Consider the following 15,835-nt stretch of genomic DNA (forward strand, 5'->3'; position numbering starts at 1 on the left):
AAAGCCCGGGCAATCCCCGGGCTTTTTTGTCAGACCGGATGCTATTCGGCAGCTTCGGATTTGTCCTGAAACTGAAGTTCGCACAGACGGCGATAGATCCCGTTGTGTTCGAAGAGCTCGTTGTGGCTACCGCTCTCCATAACGCGCCCCTTGTCCATGACGTAGATCCGGTGGGCATGCCGAACGGTGCTCAGCCGGTGTGCAATCACAAGGGTTGTCCGGTCTTCCATCAGCTTTTCAAGCGCTGACTGAATGGTTGCTTCCGACTCCGCGTCCAGCGCCGATGTGGCTTCATCAAGCAGAAGGATCGGTGCATCGCGAAGCATCGCGCGTGCGATTGCGATCCTCTGTTTCTGGCCGCCCGACAGGTTGCTGCCACCCTGGCCCGCCCTGGTGTTGTAGCCATCCTCAAGAGCCATGATGAAGTCATGCGCGTTGGCGGCCCTGGCGGCTGCCTCGATCTCTTCTTGTGTGCAGCCGGGCTTACCGACAGCGATGTTTTCGCGAACACTGTTATTGAACAGGTACGGATCCTGGCTGACGAATGCCATGCATTCCCGGAGCGAACGCTGCGTTACGTCCTTGATGTTCTGTTCGTCAATCGAGATCACGCCGGACTGCGGATCATAGAAACGCTCCAGCAGCGAAAACACGGTCGACTTTCCGGCCCCGGATGCTCCAACCAACGCGGTCGTTTTTCCGGCTTCCGCCACGAAGCTCGTCTTGTGCAGCGCGGCACTCTCACCGTAGGAAAATTCCACATCGCGGAATTCCACCTTTCCTCCGCGGATGGAAAGGTCCTGCGCGTCAGGCGCATCTTCATGGTCGGGTTTCCGGTCAACCAGCTCATACATGATGCGAAGACCAACAACCTGTTTGCCGAGATTGACGTTCAGGCGTGCGAGCCGCCGTGCCGGATCATAAGCCAGCAGCAACGCGGTGATGAACGAGAACAGAGCACCTGGATCCTGATCCAATTCAATTACGGAATAGCCGCCATAGAAAATGACGAGCGCAATTGCAAATCCGCCGAGCGTATCCATCAAAGGAGACGTCCTGGCCGTCAGGGAGGCGATCTTGTTCGACTGCTTCTGCACTTCCTGGAGACCGACTTCCATCTTGTCGCGCATCACCGGCTCCAGGCCGAATGCCCGCACCACGCGAACACCCAGCACGGTTTCCTGCATCACCGTACTGACCTTTTGCTTCGAAACGACCTGTCGCTTCACGTATTCCTTCACGCGGCGAATAAGAAAGGTCACGCCGATCACCGCCGGCGGCATCGTGATGAGCGCGAAAACGCTCAATAACGGGTTTTGAAACACCATCACGAAGCCAAGGCCGATGAGCGTCAAAACATCCCGGCCCAGCGTCGTGACGATCATGTCGAGAGTGGTTTTGACAGCGCCGACACCCTGGCTGACCTGGACGCTGATCTCCGCGAGGGAGTGCCGGTCAAAATAGGTCTGGTTCTGGCGCAGCAGGATCGAGAACATGCGCCTGCGCAGATCTGTGACAATCTCGTTGCCGACACGTGCCAGGACGACAATCTGACCGTAGGTCGCCGCGCCCTTGAGCGTGAAAATGAACAGAACAAATGCCCCGATGACGTAAACCATCTGGGCGTCCTTGTTCACGAAAACCTCGTTTACAACATCACGCATGATCCATGCGCTGGCTGCCGTGGTTGCCGCGATCAGCCCCATGAAAACAAATGCCAGAAGGTATTTGGGAATGTATTTCCTGAAATTTTCACTCAGGACGCGCTTGATGAGCTGAACCATTCCGTTCGGATCGGTCCACGTTTTCGATTTGAACGGGTTACGCACCAAGCGTTTTGATTCCATGGGTCACTTCGCCTCGGAGAGCAAGACTTTACACGCAAAGCCCCGGGCATGTTAGCACGCGTGTTTGTCTCAATTGTTTACAGGCGCTAATCGCCGCACTCACTCTTCCGGCAGGTTCAGCCGCAAATGCAGTTCACGAAGCTGGGCTGCAGTCGCATCGCTGGGTGCGCCCATCATGAGATCTTCGGCTTTCTGGTTCATCGGGAAGAGCATGACTTCGCGGATGTTGGCCTCATTGGCCAGAAGCATCACAATCCGATCAATGCCTGCCGCGCAGCCGCCATGCGGGGGGGCGCCGTACTGAAACGCGTTCACCATGCCGCCAAAGCGCTTGTCCACCTCTTCGGCCGGATATCCGGCGATTTCGAATGCCTTGTACATGATCTCGGGCTTGTGGTTCCGGATCGCACCTGAAACAAGTTCGTTGCCGTTGCAGGACAGATCGTATTGCCAGCCCTTGACGTCAAGGGGGTCGCCCTCAAGCGCTGCCATACCACCCTGGGGCATTGAGAACGGATTGTGCTCGAAGTCGATTTCTCCGGTTTCTTCGTCCTTTTCGTAGATCGGAAAATCCACGATCCACGCGAACTCGAACCGGTCCTTGTCCGTGTGGCCAAGTTCCTCACCGATGATCACACGCGCCTTTGCCGCCACGGCTTCGAACTGTTTCGGCTTGCCGCCAAGGAAGAACGCGGCGTCGCCGACTTCCAGACCCAGCTGTGTGCGGATGGCTTCGGTCCGCTCGGGACCGATGTTCTTTGCAAGGGGTCCGGCAGCTTCCATCGAGCCGTCCTCGGCCTTCCGCCAGAAGATGTAGCCCATGCCCGGAAGGCCCTCGCCCTGCGCGAACTTGTTCATGCGGTCGCAGAATTTCCGGCTGCCTCCCTTGGGCGCCGGGATCGCGCGGATTTCCGTTCCGGGCTGTTCCAGCAGGTTGGCAAAGATGGCGAAACCGGATCCGGCAAAGTGTTCGGACACAATCTGCATCTTGATCGGGTTGCGCAGATCCGGCTTGTCGGTGCCGTACCAGAGCGCGGAATCCTTGTAGGCAATCTGTGGCCAGTCGCGGTTCACCGGACGTCCGCCGCCGAATTTTTCGAAACAGCCGGCAAGAACAGGTTCGATCGTGTCGAAGACCTCCTGCTGGGTGACGAAGGACATCTCCATGTCGAGCTGATAAAAATCCGTCGGTGAGCGGTCGGCACGCGGGTCTTCGTCACGGAAACAGGGCGCGATCTGGAAGTACTTGTCGAAGCCGGACACCATCAGCAGTTGCTTGAACTGCTGCGGCGCCTGCGGCAATGCGTAGAACCTACCGGGATGCAGACGGGACGGCACCAGGAAGTCACGCGCACCTTCAGGCGACGACGCCGTGATGATCGGCGTCTGGAATTCGTTGAAACCGATGGACCACATGCGATCGCGCAGATCCCGGATGACGTCCGAGCGCAGCATCATGTTGTTGTGCAGTTTCTCGCGCCGCAGATCGAGAAAGCGGTACTTCAGGCGGACCTCTTCCGGGTATTCAAGATCACCGAATACCGGCAGCGGCAGTTCCTTGGCGGAGCCGAGGATTTCCATCTCACGGATAAAGATCTCGACTTCACCTGTCGGCAGCTCGGGATTGATGGTTTCATCCGTGCGTTTCTTCACGTTTCCATCGATGCGGATGCACCATTCGGAACGCACACTCTCGGCAAGCCCGAATGCATCGGAATCGGGATCGACGACGCACTGGGTCATGCCGTAGTGGTCGCGCAGATCGATGAACAGCACCCCGCCGTGATCGCGGACCCTGTGGACCCAGCCGGAAAGACGGATGGTCTGGCCTTCGTCGGACAGACGGAGATCACCGCACGTGTGACTACGGTAGGGGTGCATTCTATTTCCTCGGCATTCTTCTTGGCATGAAAAATCGTTACGGCCCACCAATGGCAGGCCGTGTCCGGCTGCAAAAGCCATGTTGCGGAGCGAAAGTCAAGGGAGGGCGTTTGCCGATACCCGCTGATCCCCTTGCAAATCCCGGAGGATGCGGATTCGCATGCGGCGCGCGCATGTCTTACCGACAAAGCCGCCGCGTGCAAGGCCGGGTTCTAAGAATCCACCGCCTGCAACAAAGGATGCCACTGACCCCGGACCTCGTGGGCCTTTGCATCCGAACTGTCGAACACGCCTGTGCCGTTGGCGGCATGGCGCGCATACAGAACCCGGTCGGAAATCCGCGCGAGCAGAGGGTAGCCCTTTTTCGCGAAGGTCCGCTCCAGATCTGCCACCTGGGTTGAACGCCGGTTGATCCTGTTGGCGACAACGAGAATGTCCGCCCTGCCCTTTCTCACCCTTTTGATGTCGGAAATGTTGTCCAGAAACTTCAGCGTGGCGTTCCAGTCGAACGCGGACGCCAGGACGGGAACGATGATATCCGACGCTTCGGCGATCAGGTTCTTGGCAAGTTCGGAGCGCAGACCGCCGGGACCATCGATCACGACTGCGTCCAGTTTCTTGTCCATGTCACCGATATTGCCTTCCTTGCTCCAGTTGAGCGCCTCGATTTTCACCAGGTTCTTTGGACGGCGCTTGACCCAGGAGAGGCTGGACTTCTGCCGATCAGCATCTGCGAGTGCCACATCTTCTCCCCGCGCAGCAAGTGCGACCGCAAGATTCGTGGCGATGGTCGTTTTCCCGCATCCCCCCTTGGAATTCACCACAAGTACTTTGCGCATCCGGCATCTCCTGCTTCATGGCAAACCAATTTGAGCCCCTCCAAACATAGGCGCACTCATTGCGCTTCCACAAGAGGAGAATATTCTAAACTCTTCATTTCGTGGCGACAAAGCGGCCGAACTCCGTTATAGCTGTGTCTCACCATGCATGTGATTACAAAAACAAAAGATCTCGCTGAAGCCTGCGCACGTCTTGCAGCCCACGACTACGTAACGGTTGATACGGAGTTTCTCAGGGAAACCACCTTCTGGCCCAAACTGTGCGTGATCCAGATGGCGGGGCCCGACATGGCTTTCATCGTCGATGCCTTGTCCGAAGGGCTGGATCTTGCTCCCTTTTTCGCGCTCATGCGCGACGATAGCGTCACAAAGGTGTTCCACGCCGCGCGCCAGGATATCGAGATCATCTACCACCTTGGTGAACTGATTCCCGCACCCTTGTTCGATACTCAGGTGGCGGCGATGGTCTGTGGTTTCGGAGATTCCATCTCCTACGATCAGCTGATTTATAAGGTTACGGGTGCGAGAATCGACAAGTCGTCGAGGTTCACGGACTGGGCGCGCCGGCCGCTCACGAACAAGCAGCTCGACTACGCACTTGCCGATGTCACGCATCTGCGGGATGCCTACCAGTTCCTGAAAGCCAATCTCGCAGAACAGAACCGCAGCCACTGGGTACGCGACGAAATGGAAGTGCTGACGTCGGTCGGGACCTACAAGGCCGATCCGGAACAGGCATGGAAAAGGCTCAAGCTGCGCGTGCGCAAGCCGGTCGAACTTGCTGTCATGATGGAAATCGCCGCGTGGCGCGAACGCGAAGCACAGGAGCGGAACGTGCCGCGCAACCGCGTGATCAAGGACGATGCGATCTACGAACTTGCTGCTCAGCAGCCCCAGGACCCGGAGGCGATCAGCCGCCTCAGGACGATCCCGCGCGGTTTCGAACGGTCCAAGTCGGCTGACGAGATTCTGAAAGCGATCCGCCGCGCACTGAAAGTCCCACGCGAGAACCTGCCCAGGCTCCCCAAAGGACGGCAGGCTCCGGATGGGTCGGCAGCCGCCGTCGACCTCCTCAAGGTTCTCCTGAAGATGGTGAGTGAGGCCAACGGTGTTGCAGCCAAGGTGATTGCGACTGTGGACGATCTTGAAAAGATAGCGGCAAACGACGACGCCGATGTCGCGGCGATGAAAGGCTGGCGCCGCGAACTGTTCGGTGAGCTCGCGCTCAAGCTGAAGCGCGGTGAAGTCGCCCTCGCCTTCCAGAACCGGCAGATCGTTGCGCTACCGCAATCAGCTGAACAGGGCGACGTGAAAACGCAGGCGGCAGAATAGCCGGCACACGCTAGGCGACTTTCAGAACCACGTCCGCATCAATCACCTTGCCGAGCTGCGCCGCGCGTTTGCGAAGACGTTCTCCGTCCAGATTCGCAAGATCCTTGCTCAGTTCAATCGCAATCCCGGTTTCGGTGCGCGCAACGCCGATCTTGGGAAGCAGTCCGGCCATGGAAGCGCTCAGAAGCGATGCAACGCGCAAGGTGGCTCCAAGCACCTTTGCGCGTATCCTGAGGCGGTCGGTGAACAGTTCCCTGATGACCTGGGAAAGGGCCCCTTCCCGCAGTCCCTGGTGCCGGTAAAAAACGGCGGCAGCGAGATAGGCACGGCTTGCGTGGTCAAGACCGACAAAGGAGGCGTTGGAGATAATGTTGAGGCTCTGCTCTCCGCGGTAGTCCGGATGCGCGCGCCATCCGATGTCGGAAAGAAGACAGGCCGCGTGCCTCAGCCGCCTTTCGTTTGCGGTTTCCTCGATCTGAAGTTCTCGGAAGAGATCATCCGTCCAGTCAATCAGCTCGACGGCGTGCTGAGGAGAACGCGCGCGCAGTTCGCATAATTCACGTGCCGCCTCGATGACGGGATCCTGCTCCTGCATTTCCGGCGACAGCTTTTCATGCAAAAGGCCCTCGCGCACGCCAGTTGCGGAGAACATGAGCCGCTCGGCCTTCATGGCCGTCAGGACCTGCTCCAGTACAACCGCGCCAATCGGCACCAACGGACGTCTCTGTTTGGAGACGACTTCCGCCATTTTTATGTTTTCGAGGTTGGGAACGGCGATCTCGCGGCAGAATGCGATCGCCTCTTCGGCGTCCATCTCGTAGTTATGCATTACGTGCAGGGGATAGTTGTTCTGCATCAGGTGCAGTCTGCCCAAGGACCGCCACGTTCCCCCAACCGCAAAGAACGTGCGTTCTCCGGGGGCCAGGTCAGGCCACTCATAGGTCTTCAGGGCCGCTTCGGTGATCTTGTGGGCCTTCTGGATGGAGCCGCCCGCTTCTTCCGACAGACGCAGGCCGCCGAGGGGAAAGGTCGCGCCGCCACCAGGCTTCTTTTCGCCGATCTCAACAAGTTCAAGACTGCCGCCGCCCATGTCGCCGACAATGCCGCGTGGCTGCCAGAAACCGGCAACAACGCCGAGTGCGGAATAATAGGCTTCCTCGCTGCCATCCAGGATCCGGACGGGCGCTTCGAGAATGCGCTCCACTTCCGCCACGAATTCCTGCCCGTTTTCCGCATCACGTGCGGCGGCGGTGGCGACAACATAAAGCTCCTTGCACCCGGTGTGTTCGATCAAAGCCTTGAAACGCACCAGTTCTCCGAGCGCGAGGTCCACGGACTCGGTCGCAAGCTGACCTGTTGCCGCGACCCCTCGTCCAAGTCCGGCAAGAAGTTTTTCATTGAAAAGCATCGTTGGCGTGCGGGCCTTGCGCTCGTAAATGACGAGACGCACGGAATTCGAGCCAATATCGACCACGGCCACCGGCCCTGTCCCGTTGAGCCGGCCGCGTGCCGGCTTGAACTGGCTTTTCATGTCATCCTCGTTTTTGCCGTTTCAGAAACGGCTTGGGGCGGTCACTTTTCAAGGATTTTCCCCGTCCGGAAAGTGATGGGTTGGTCATGAAATAACGGTGTGCGTTGAAAGGCTCTTCGTTCGGCCCCGGCTCGATACGCTCGTGGCTTCCGTCAGCGAGAATGCGCCAGCTCTGCTGGTTGTCCTTCAGGTTCGCCACCATGATCTGGTCCAGAACCTGTTCATGCACCGTCGCGGTGAGCAAAGGCGAAAGCACTTCCACGCGCCGGTCAATGTTTCGCGGCATCAGGTCGGCCGACCCGATATAGACATGTGCCTCGGGCGACGGCAGGCCATGGCCGTTTCCGAAGCAGAAGATCCGCGAGTGTTCGAGAAAGCGCCCGACGATGGATTTGACCCGGATGTTGTCCGACAGCCCTTCAATGCCGGGTCTGAGGCAGCATATGCCGCGGATCACCAGATCAATCTGAACACCGGCCTGACTGGCGCGGTAGAGCGCGTCGATGATCTCGTGATCGACGAGCGAGTTCATTTTCATCCAGATCTGGGCAGGCCTCCCTTCTCGCGCATGCTCGATCTCCGCCTCGGTCAATTCCAGCATCCGCTGTCGCAAATTGACCGGCGACACAAGCAGATGATTGAGTTCATCCGGTTCCGCGTAACCGGTGATGAAATTGAAGACCCTCGCCGCATCTTCGGCGATCCCCGGATCATCCGTGAAAAACGACAGATCCTCGTATATCCGGGCTGTAATCGGGTGGTAATTGCCGGTGCCGATGTGACAGTAGGTCTTAAGCTGACCATGCTCGCGTTTGATGACCATGGACAGCTTGGAATGTGTTTTCAGTTCGATGAAACCGAAAACGACCTGAACACCTGCCCGTTCCAGGTCACGAGCCCATTTGATGTTGGCTGCCTCGTCGAACCTTGCCTTCAATTCCACCAGCGCGGTCACGGACTTTCCCGCTTCGGCCGCTTCCGCCAGCGCCTTGACGATCGGCGAGTTGTTGGAGGTGCGGTAGAGCGTCTGTTTGATCGCGACGACATCGGGATCGCGGGCCGCCTGGCGAAGGTACTGGACAACAACGTCAAACGACTCATACGGATGATGGACGATGATGTCTTTCTGGTGGATCGCCGCGAGGCAGTCACCACCATGTTCGCGGATGCGCTCGGGAAAACGGGCGGTGTACGGCTCGAATTTGAGGTCCTGGCGCTCCAGATCGACGATCTGCGTAAGATTGTTGAGCGCGAGCAGGCCTTTCGCCTGGAAGATCTCGCTTTCGCTCACGTCAAGTGCATCGGCGACGAACTCCTGCAGCGCCGGCGGCGTTGTCTCCTGGATCTCCAGCCTGATGACTGACCCGCGCCGCCTGCGCTTGAGTGCGCTTTCGAACAGACGCACGAGGTCCTCTGCCTCTTCCTCGATTTCGAGGTCGCTGTCGCGAATGACCCGGAAAGCGCCCTTTCCCCGGATCTCGTAGCCGGGAAACAGTCTGCCGATGAACATGCTGACCACGCGTTCGATCGCAATGAAACGCGCCGCTCCAGCGCCGCGATTGGGCAGGCGAACAAACCGCTCCACCTGGTTCGGGATCCTCAGGAGTGCAATCATTCCACGCCCGCCGGAGGTGGGCACGAGTTCGAATACGATGGAAAAGCCCAGATTTGGAATGAACGGGAACGGGTGCGCCGGATCGATCGCAAGAGGCGTAAGGACCGGGAAAACATATCCCAGGAAATAGTCCTGCAGCCAGGATCTGTCCGTGTCGTCGATCGTGTCTCCGTGCAGGATTTCGATACCCTGCTCGACGATTTCGCCGCGAAGCTCTCCCCAGATCCGCTGCTGCGAGGCCTGAAGATCGCGCACGGCCTCGCTGATCCTTTCAAGCTGTTCGGTGGGTGTCAGGCCATCGTCTGAAAGGTTCGTCACCTCGGCCCGCTGCTGACCGCGGAGCCCTGCAACCCGCACCATGAAAAACTCATCCAGGTTATTGGCCGAAATCGACAGGAACCTCACCCGCTCCAGAAGCGGATGGTTCTGGTTCATCGCTTCTTCCAGGACGCGCAGGTTGAACTGAAGCCAGGACAGTTCCCGGTTCATGTACCGCTCGGGCGCATCCGTCGAGTCGGATGCCGGTTCCTGAATCTCACCGCGCAGATCGGATGAAGCGGCGAAAACATCTGAAAGGTCGGTTGTTTCGTTCATGGTGCTTCCCTTCAGAGCCGGGCTTTGGCGCCCCGTGCCGCAAACCCTTGAGACGTGAGTACCACGGAGAGCGCGGCAGGAAAATGAAACCTATGTCGCAACACGCTTTCTCAACGCCCCTTATGCACATCTTCCAGAACACGTCCTGCAAGCGGCTTGGTTATTTTGACACGTCCGGCCAGTGCCTCCTGATCAATCGCCTCCACGGCACGCATGGCAACATCCAGGGACCGTTCCATACGCACGACAAGGTAGTCGACCACCCCGATGTCCACCGAGATCTGCCTGTCTGCAAAAAGTTTTACGAGAACGCGGCGCAACAGGTCATCGTCAGGTTCGAGAATTTCCACCGGGGTGGCGGCACGCAGGCGGGATATCAGGTCGGGCAGAGCAAGTTTCCAGCTCGCCGGCCAAGTACGGCTGGTGATCAGGACAGTCTTGCCGGCCTGCCGCGACGCGTTGAGGAGATGAAACAACGCCGTGTCATCTACTCCGAGATGGGCATTTTCGACCACTGCTGCAGGGGCCGCAGCCAAGTCATCCACCATGTGCTCGGCAAGATCGGATGCTGCAACGACGCAGGCAGCGCTTTCGTCCAGAAACGCCTGCACGAGGTGTGTCTTGCCGGACCCGACGGGCCCTGCAAGAACGACGACCGGTGATGGCCACTCCGGCCACCTTTCCAGCAACTCATATGCGGCCTTGTTGGACGCGCCGACAAGATAGTCGTCACGCCCCAGAGCCGCCTCGTGCGGCAATTCCAACGGCAACTGGCGCGGTGGTTCCGCCATTATCGTTCCATTTACTCTTCACTACTCACGGTCGAGGGCGGAGCTTTTCCCTTGTAAACCGGGCTTGCTAGGTATTGTCTCAGACCGAAACGCGCAAGCACTCCGATCATCGCTGCCGCAGGCACCGCGATTAGCATTCCGACAAAGCCGAACAGAAAGCCAAAGGCAAACAAGGCAAACATCAGGGTCACCGGATGAAGACCCGTGCTTTCTCCGACCAGTTTCGGCTGCAGAATGTTTCCTTCAAGGAACTGTCCGACCGCGAAAACGGCACCCACGGCGAGGATCCAGGGCCAGTCCGGCCAGAACTGGACGAGCGCAACACCGATGGACAACACGAAGCCAAGCGCGGCACCGACGAATGGGATGAAGCTGACAAGGCCCGCGACCATGCCGATAAGAAGCCCGAAATTCAGCCCGACGAGTGCGAGCGAAACCGCGTAAAAGATACCTAGGATGACGCAAACCGAAACCTGACCGCGCACAAAGCCGGCCACTGCCTCGTCCATCTCCCTTGCGAGACCGCGGATTTCCTCCAGATGGTCGCGCGGGATCCAGCTGTCGATACGCTCGACCATGTGGTCCCAGTCGAGCAGCAGATAAAAGGCGACAACAGGCGTGATCACGAAAAGCGACAGGATCGAAAGCAGCGCCTGACCTCCGCTCCAGATGGACTGGGCCAGTTTGCCGACGAACGAAGCGCCCTGCCCGATCAGGTCCGTCATCGAGGACTGCAGGTCTTCCGGCGACAGTCCGGCAAGACTCGCCAGGTTTGCCGGAAAGTACTTCTGAAGCAGGACTTGTAGCCGGCGCACGAGATCGGGAAAGTTTTCCAGAAACGAGGCCAGCTGATTGCCGAGAACCGGCAACAGCAACACGAAAAACAGCACCAGCACCAGAATGAAAGAAAAGAGGATCGTCAGGGTCGCCCAGAGCCGGTCCATGCCAAGCCGCTCAAGACGGTCACAGACGGGATCCAGCAGATAGGCAACGGCCATTCCGGCGACAAAAGGCAGAAGCACGCCGGAGAAAATGTAGAGAAAAACGCAGAAAACGGCCAGGGAAAGCAACCAGAACTGAACCTGACGGCGCAAAGTCATAAATGTTCCTCCGGACAAAGACCGGGAATGTGTCCCAAAAAATCTGCGGTACTATACATGACAAATAATGCATTTCGCCCGCGCAATGCTCTTAGGTTGTCGGACGTCACCCGGTCAAGAGGTGGATTTGCAGGTGAACAGTCAGCGCAGCTCTTGAGAAATATGGCGCAAGGCTGTATTCGCGGCAGCAGCAAGACTAGGGTGCGGACTCATAAGTGAGACCGAATTGACTTCATTTATGAGTCCGCACCCCAGGTCATACGCCGCCCAACCCGCGAACGAACGTCTGGAGCAGCCATGAGCCCGTCCAAAGCCGAAGGAAGCAATGGCCTGACCTATGCCGATGCCGGCGTCGACATCGATGCGGGAAATGCCCTCGTCGACCGGATCAAGCCTCTGGTCAAGGCGACATCGCGACCCGGAGCGGATAGCGATATAGGCGGTTTTGGCGGGCTTTTCGACCTGAAGCGAACGGGCTACACCGATCCGATCCTGGTGGCAGCGAATGACGGCGTCGGCACGAAGCTAAAGATCGCGATCGAAACCGGACAGCACCGCACGGTCGGCATCGACCTTGTTGCCATGTGCGTCAACGATCTGGTTGTTCAGGGGGCCGAGCCCCTGTTTTTTCTCGACTATTTTGCAACCGGGGCGCTGGACATCGACACGGCGAGCGACGTTGTTGCCGGTATTGCCGACGGCTGCAAACTTGCCGGGGCCGCTCTGATCGGCGGCGAGACAGCCGAAATGCCGGGCATGTATTCCGACGGCGACTATGATCTCGCCGGCTTTTCGGTCGGCGCAGTTGAACGGGGCCGGATCCTGCCGCGCGGCGATGTGGCCGAAGGCGATGTTCTCCTTGGTCTCGCATCGTCCGGCGTGCACTCGAACGGTTATTCGATGGTGCGCAAGATCATGGAACTGGCCGGGCTCTCCTGGTCCGACGGCGCTCCTTTCGAAACGGGCAAGTCACTCGGTGAAGTTCTGATGGAGCCGACCCGGATCTACGTCAAACCGCTGCTGGCGGCGCTGAAAGAAACCGGGGGCATCAAGGCACTGGCGCATATCACGGGCGGCGGCCTGCCTGAAAATCTTCCCCGTGTGCTGCCGGACAACTGCTCGGCCCGCATCGACCTCTCGAAGATCGATCCACCGCCTGTCTTCTCATGGCTGGCGAAGACCGGCGGTGTCGCCGAACACGAGATGCTGCGCACTTTCAATTGCGGCGTCGGCATGGTGGTCGCCGTTTCCAGGGATGAAACGGACAAGGTTTGCCGTGTCCTGCGCGAAAACGGCGAGACCGTCACGATCATTGGTTCGATCGAAACCGCCGGAGATACCCCGGTCCTGTTCGACAACAGTCTCGGATTTTCCGGATGAGCCGCAAACGCACAGCCGTTCTCATTTCCGGGCGCGGAACGAACATGGGAGCGCTGATCTCAGCAGCGATGGAGCCCTCCTACCCTGCGGAAATCACACTTGTCGTTTCAAACCGGCCCGACGCGAAGGGCCTGGACCGGGCTGCGGAGTTCGGAATTCCGACCGCCGTTGTCGACCATACCGGGTTTGCCGGTGATCGTGAGGCATTTGAAAAGGCGATTGATACCGTTCTCAAGGAGCACCGGATCGAGCTTGTCGCGCTGGCGGGATTCATGCGCATCCTGACACCCTACCTTGTGAACGCCTGGTCAGGCCGCATGATCAATATCCATCCGGCTCTCCTGCCCTCCTTCAAGGGTCTTGCCACACATGAACGCGCGCTGGACGAAGGCGTGAAACTGCACGGTGCGACGGTTCACTTCGTCTCGGCCGAAATGGATGATGGGCCGATCATTGTGCAAGGTGCCGTCCCTGTGCTTGACCACGACACACCGGACACGCTGGCAGCGCGCGTTCTGGAAGTCGAACACCAGATCTATCCCAGGGCGCTTGAGCTTGTCGCGACAGGCAGAACGAAGGTGACGGGAGCCCGTGTCCTGACCGGAACTGAAAGAGACTCCGATCTTCAACTGCTCTGGCCGGGCTGAATTGCGTTTCGCCCGGAAGTCTCTCAAATCGCTTATTTCGTGCCGATCTGGTCCATGGAAATCTCGCGCCCGAAATAGCGCTCAGCGTTTTTGTAGGCAATTTTCTCCGCCACCTCGCGCGGCAGTTTCGACAACCACAGCCTGTTCATCGTCATGATTTCGGAATAGCTGTCCCATTGGCTGTTGACCCATGTGTCGCTGCCGATCATCAGTCTGTCCTGAAAATCGAAAATGATTTCAAGCCATTGCGGATCCAGCGTCTCGCCGCGCCCGAGAATGCTGTACTCACGCAATGAGGTGTCGGCGAGGAGTTCGGGAAACGCGTTCATCAGTTCGTAAACCTCAGGTGGCGGCGTTCCCAGTCCGGCATGGGCCCAGATGATCTTCACCTCCGGATCAAGGCTGTAGAGCCAGCGGATCGGCTCGGTTCCCGAATGAACATGCAGGTAGATGTCCCGCTCCTTTGCCATTGCAATGATCTTGCGGAACAACGGTTCGTCAGACATGTCCAGCTGACGGATATGAAATTCGCCGATGCCTTCATGCGGATAGCTTTCGAGCCGCCTCTCCAAGTAGGCATCCATGCCGTCCGCCTTGGTCCAGTTCGACGACCCCGCAGCGCCGTGATACGGACGAAGCTCGGGAACGACCCTGTTCGGCGCATATTCCCAGAGCATGATGGTGCCTTCGTCAGGTGTTGAAGAAACCAGGGCCATGGCAACACCGTTCTTGTCCATCAGTTCAACGACGCTGCTGACCGGATAACGATCCCACGCCGGCTCCTTGTAGTGCACATGAGCGTCGAACAGAGGAAGGTTCCAGACGTCGTCACCGATCGGTTCATGGTCTCCGTCAGCAATGGCCGGAGACATCGCAAAAACAAGCAGAAACCCGGCAAGACGGAATTGTTTCATTCGTGCTCCCGGCATTGCCGGCCTTTCCCGTTTTTCATGGCGGATTGAGAATAACGAAAAAAATCGACTTTCCTATCATTCTTTAATTTAAATTGATGTTTTACGCATCGCATCATCGAAATTTCCGCGCAGCTGAGGCTTCTGAGCGCGTAACGTGGTAAAATTCACGATGGAGTTGAGGAGCCCAAGAAATGCGTTCCGGAGATCTGACAGTGCTCATCGGCACGACCAAAGGGGCCTTTTTCGTTGCCGGATGTCATGAGCGAACAGGCTGGACCGTTACGGGTCCATACTGCGACGGCTGGCCCATCAACCACGTGATCGGCGATCCGGAGACGGGTCAGATATGGGCAGGAGGTGGTGGCGACTGGAACGGGGCCGGTGTCTGGCGCTCCGGCGACGGCGGCACAAGCTGGGAGCTGACAAGGCTGACCAGGGGAACGATCGACGACTGGGCGGCGACGGACCCGGATTTTGCCGAGATGATAGGCTGGAGCGATGAACCGCTGGCTTTCACCGACAAATTTTCCCAGATCTGGTCGCTCGGCCTCTCCCACGGGACACTCTACGCAGGCACCAAACCGGCAAGGCTCTTGAAGAGCAACGACAGCGGAGAAACCTTTCAGAACCTTGAAAGCCTCCAGAACCACCCATCGGCCGAAAGCTGGAACCCGGGTGCGGCCGGTCTCGTCCTGCACACGATCGTCGCCGATCCGAATTCGCCCGAAAAACTCTGGATCGGTATCTCCGCAGCCGGGGTTTTTGCGACCGAGGACGGCGGCGCGAGCTGGGAACGGCGCAATCGTCTTTCCAATGCTGCCGCCTGTGACGGACATGGCCATCCTGCCGGCCCCAGGGACGGCGAAACGGGACATTGCGTGCACAACATGATGCGCGCGCCCGGAAACGGCGATCTGCTCTACCAGCAGAACCATCACGGTGTCTGGCGATCTTCCGACGGTGGCCGAAGCTGGGACGACATCAATACCGGTCTGCCCTCCACTTTCGGGTTCCCCATCAGGGTGCATCCTCGCGACCCCCAAACCATCTGGACTTTCCCGCTCAACGGCGACTCCGCCGGACGGTTTCCGCCCGACGCTTCCGCAGCGGTCTGGAAGTCCAGAGACGGCGGACAGAGCTGGCAGGCAAAGCGCGAAGGACTGCCGCACGACGCATGTTTCTTCACGGTGCTTCGACAAGCCATGGCGGGTGATGAAAGAGACCCCGCAGGCCTTTATTTCGGAACCAACTCCGGTTCGCTCTATGCAAGCTTCGACGAAGGCGAAAGCTGGAACGAAATTGCGAGGCACCTGCCCACGATCCTTTCTGTCGAAGTGCTCGACCTGACTTAGGCATACGTCCGG

Annotated in this window: 12 protein-coding genes; 4 read left to right on the top strand and 8 right to left on the bottom strand. The window is 58.5% G+C overall.

Features of this window, described 5'->3' with window-relative positions; genetic code table 11:
• Window positions 1-41: 41 nt before the first annotated feature.
• From RDA78_RS24095 to RDA78_RS24105, 3 genes are all read right to left on the bottom strand, one after another.
• On the bottom strand, window positions 42-1,847 hold the full coding sequence (locus tag RDA78_RS24095; protein ID WP_434052301.1) for an ABC transporter ATP-binding protein: 1,806 nt from the start codon (window positions 1,845-1,847) through the stop codon (window positions 42-44).
• Window positions 1,848-1,946: 99 nt separating this feature from the next.
• Window positions 1,947-3,728 (bottom strand): aspartate--tRNA ligase, encoded by a 1,782-nt coding sequence (gene aspS, locus RDA78_RS24100; RefSeq protein ID WP_434052302.1) that lies wholly within the window; start codon window positions 3,726-3,728, stop codon window positions 1,947-1,949.
• A 212-nt stretch (window positions 3,729-3,940) separates the two neighbouring features.
• Window positions 3,941-4,567 (bottom strand): AAA family ATPase, encoded by a 627-nt coding sequence (locus tag RDA78_RS24105; protein ID WP_434052303.1) that lies wholly within the window; start codon window positions 4,565-4,567, stop codon window positions 3,941-3,943.
• Between the two features lie 144 nt (window positions 4,568-4,711).
• On the opposite strand from RDA78_RS24105, the gene rnd reads away from it, so the two are divergent.
• Entirely contained in the window at window positions 4,712-5,899 is a 1,188-nt protein-coding gene (gene rnd, locus RDA78_RS24110) for a ribonuclease D (protein ID WP_434052304.1), read from the top strand.
• A 10-nt stretch (window positions 5,900-5,909) separates the two neighbouring features.
• Here the strand turns inward: rnd and RDA78_RS24115 are convergent, their stop codons facing one another.
• The 4 genes from RDA78_RS24115 to RDA78_RS24130 all read right to left on the bottom strand — a co-directional run bounded on the left by RDA78_RS24115 (window position 5,910) and on the right by RDA78_RS24130 (window position 11,530).
• Window positions 5,910-7,430, bottom strand: coding sequence for an exopolyphosphatase (locus RDA78_RS24115; protein ID WP_434052305.1), 1,521 nt, complete (start codon window positions 7,428-7,430; stop codon window positions 5,910-5,912).
• A gap of 1 nt (window position 7,431) precedes the next feature.
• Complete coding sequence (locus RDA78_RS24120; RefSeq protein ID WP_434052306.1) at window positions 7,432-9,639, bottom strand: RNA degradosome polyphosphate kinase; 2,208 nt, start codon at window positions 9,637-9,639, stop codon at window positions 7,432-7,434.
• A 110-nt stretch (window positions 9,640-9,749) separates the two neighbouring features.
• Window positions 9,750-10,430 carry an AAA family ATPase gene (locus RDA78_RS24125; RefSeq protein ID WP_434052307.1) on the bottom strand — a complete coding sequence of 227 codons (681 nt, stop codon included), beginning with the start codon at window positions 10,428-10,430 and terminating at the stop codon, window positions 9,750-9,752.
• Between the two features lie 11 nt (window positions 10,431-10,441).
• Window positions 10,442-11,530, bottom strand: coding sequence for an AI-2E family transporter (locus RDA78_RS24130; protein ID WP_434052308.1), 1,089 nt, complete (start codon window positions 11,528-11,530; stop codon window positions 10,442-10,444).
• Window positions 11,531-11,827: 297 nt separating this feature from the next.
• Here RDA78_RS24130 and purM point away from each other — a divergent pair, with 297 nt between their 5' ends.
• Both purM and purN read left to right on the top strand, forming a co-directional pair.
• The gene (gene purM / locus RDA78_RS24135) at window positions 11,828-12,910 is read left to right on the top strand and encodes a phosphoribosylformylglycinamidine cyclo-ligase (RefSeq protein WP_434052309.1); all 1,083 of its coding nucleotides are present in this window, start codon (window positions 11,828-11,830) and stop codon (window positions 12,908-12,910) included.
• Window positions 12,907-13,557: a phosphoribosylglycinamide formyltransferase gene (purN, locus tag RDA78_RS24140; RefSeq protein WP_434052310.1), complete on the top strand. Its 651-nt coding sequence runs from the start codon at window positions 12,907-12,909 to the stop codon at window positions 13,555-13,557. The genes purM and purN overlap by 4 nt, the downstream gene beginning before the upstream one ends.
• Window positions 13,558-13,589: 32 nt before the next feature.
• Here purN and RDA78_RS24145 read toward each other — a convergent pair whose 3' ends face one another.
• Entirely contained in the window at window positions 13,590-14,471 is an 882-nt protein-coding gene (locus RDA78_RS24145) for an amidohydrolase family protein (protein WP_434052311.1), read from the bottom strand.
• A gap of 191 nt (window positions 14,472-14,662) precedes the next feature.
• Between RDA78_RS24145 and RDA78_RS24150 the strand changes: the two genes are divergently transcribed.
• On the top strand, window positions 14,663-15,823 hold the full coding sequence (locus RDA78_RS24150; RefSeq protein ID WP_434052312.1) for a WD40/YVTN/BNR-like repeat-containing protein: 1,161 nt from the start codon (window positions 14,663-14,665) through the stop codon (window positions 15,821-15,823).
• Window positions 15,824-15,835 lie beyond the last annotated feature (12 nt).

The organism is Roseibium sp. (assembly GCF_051016195.1).
Taxonomy (GTDB): domain Bacteria; phylum Pseudomonadota; class Alphaproteobacteria; order Rhizobiales; family Stappiaceae; genus Roseibium.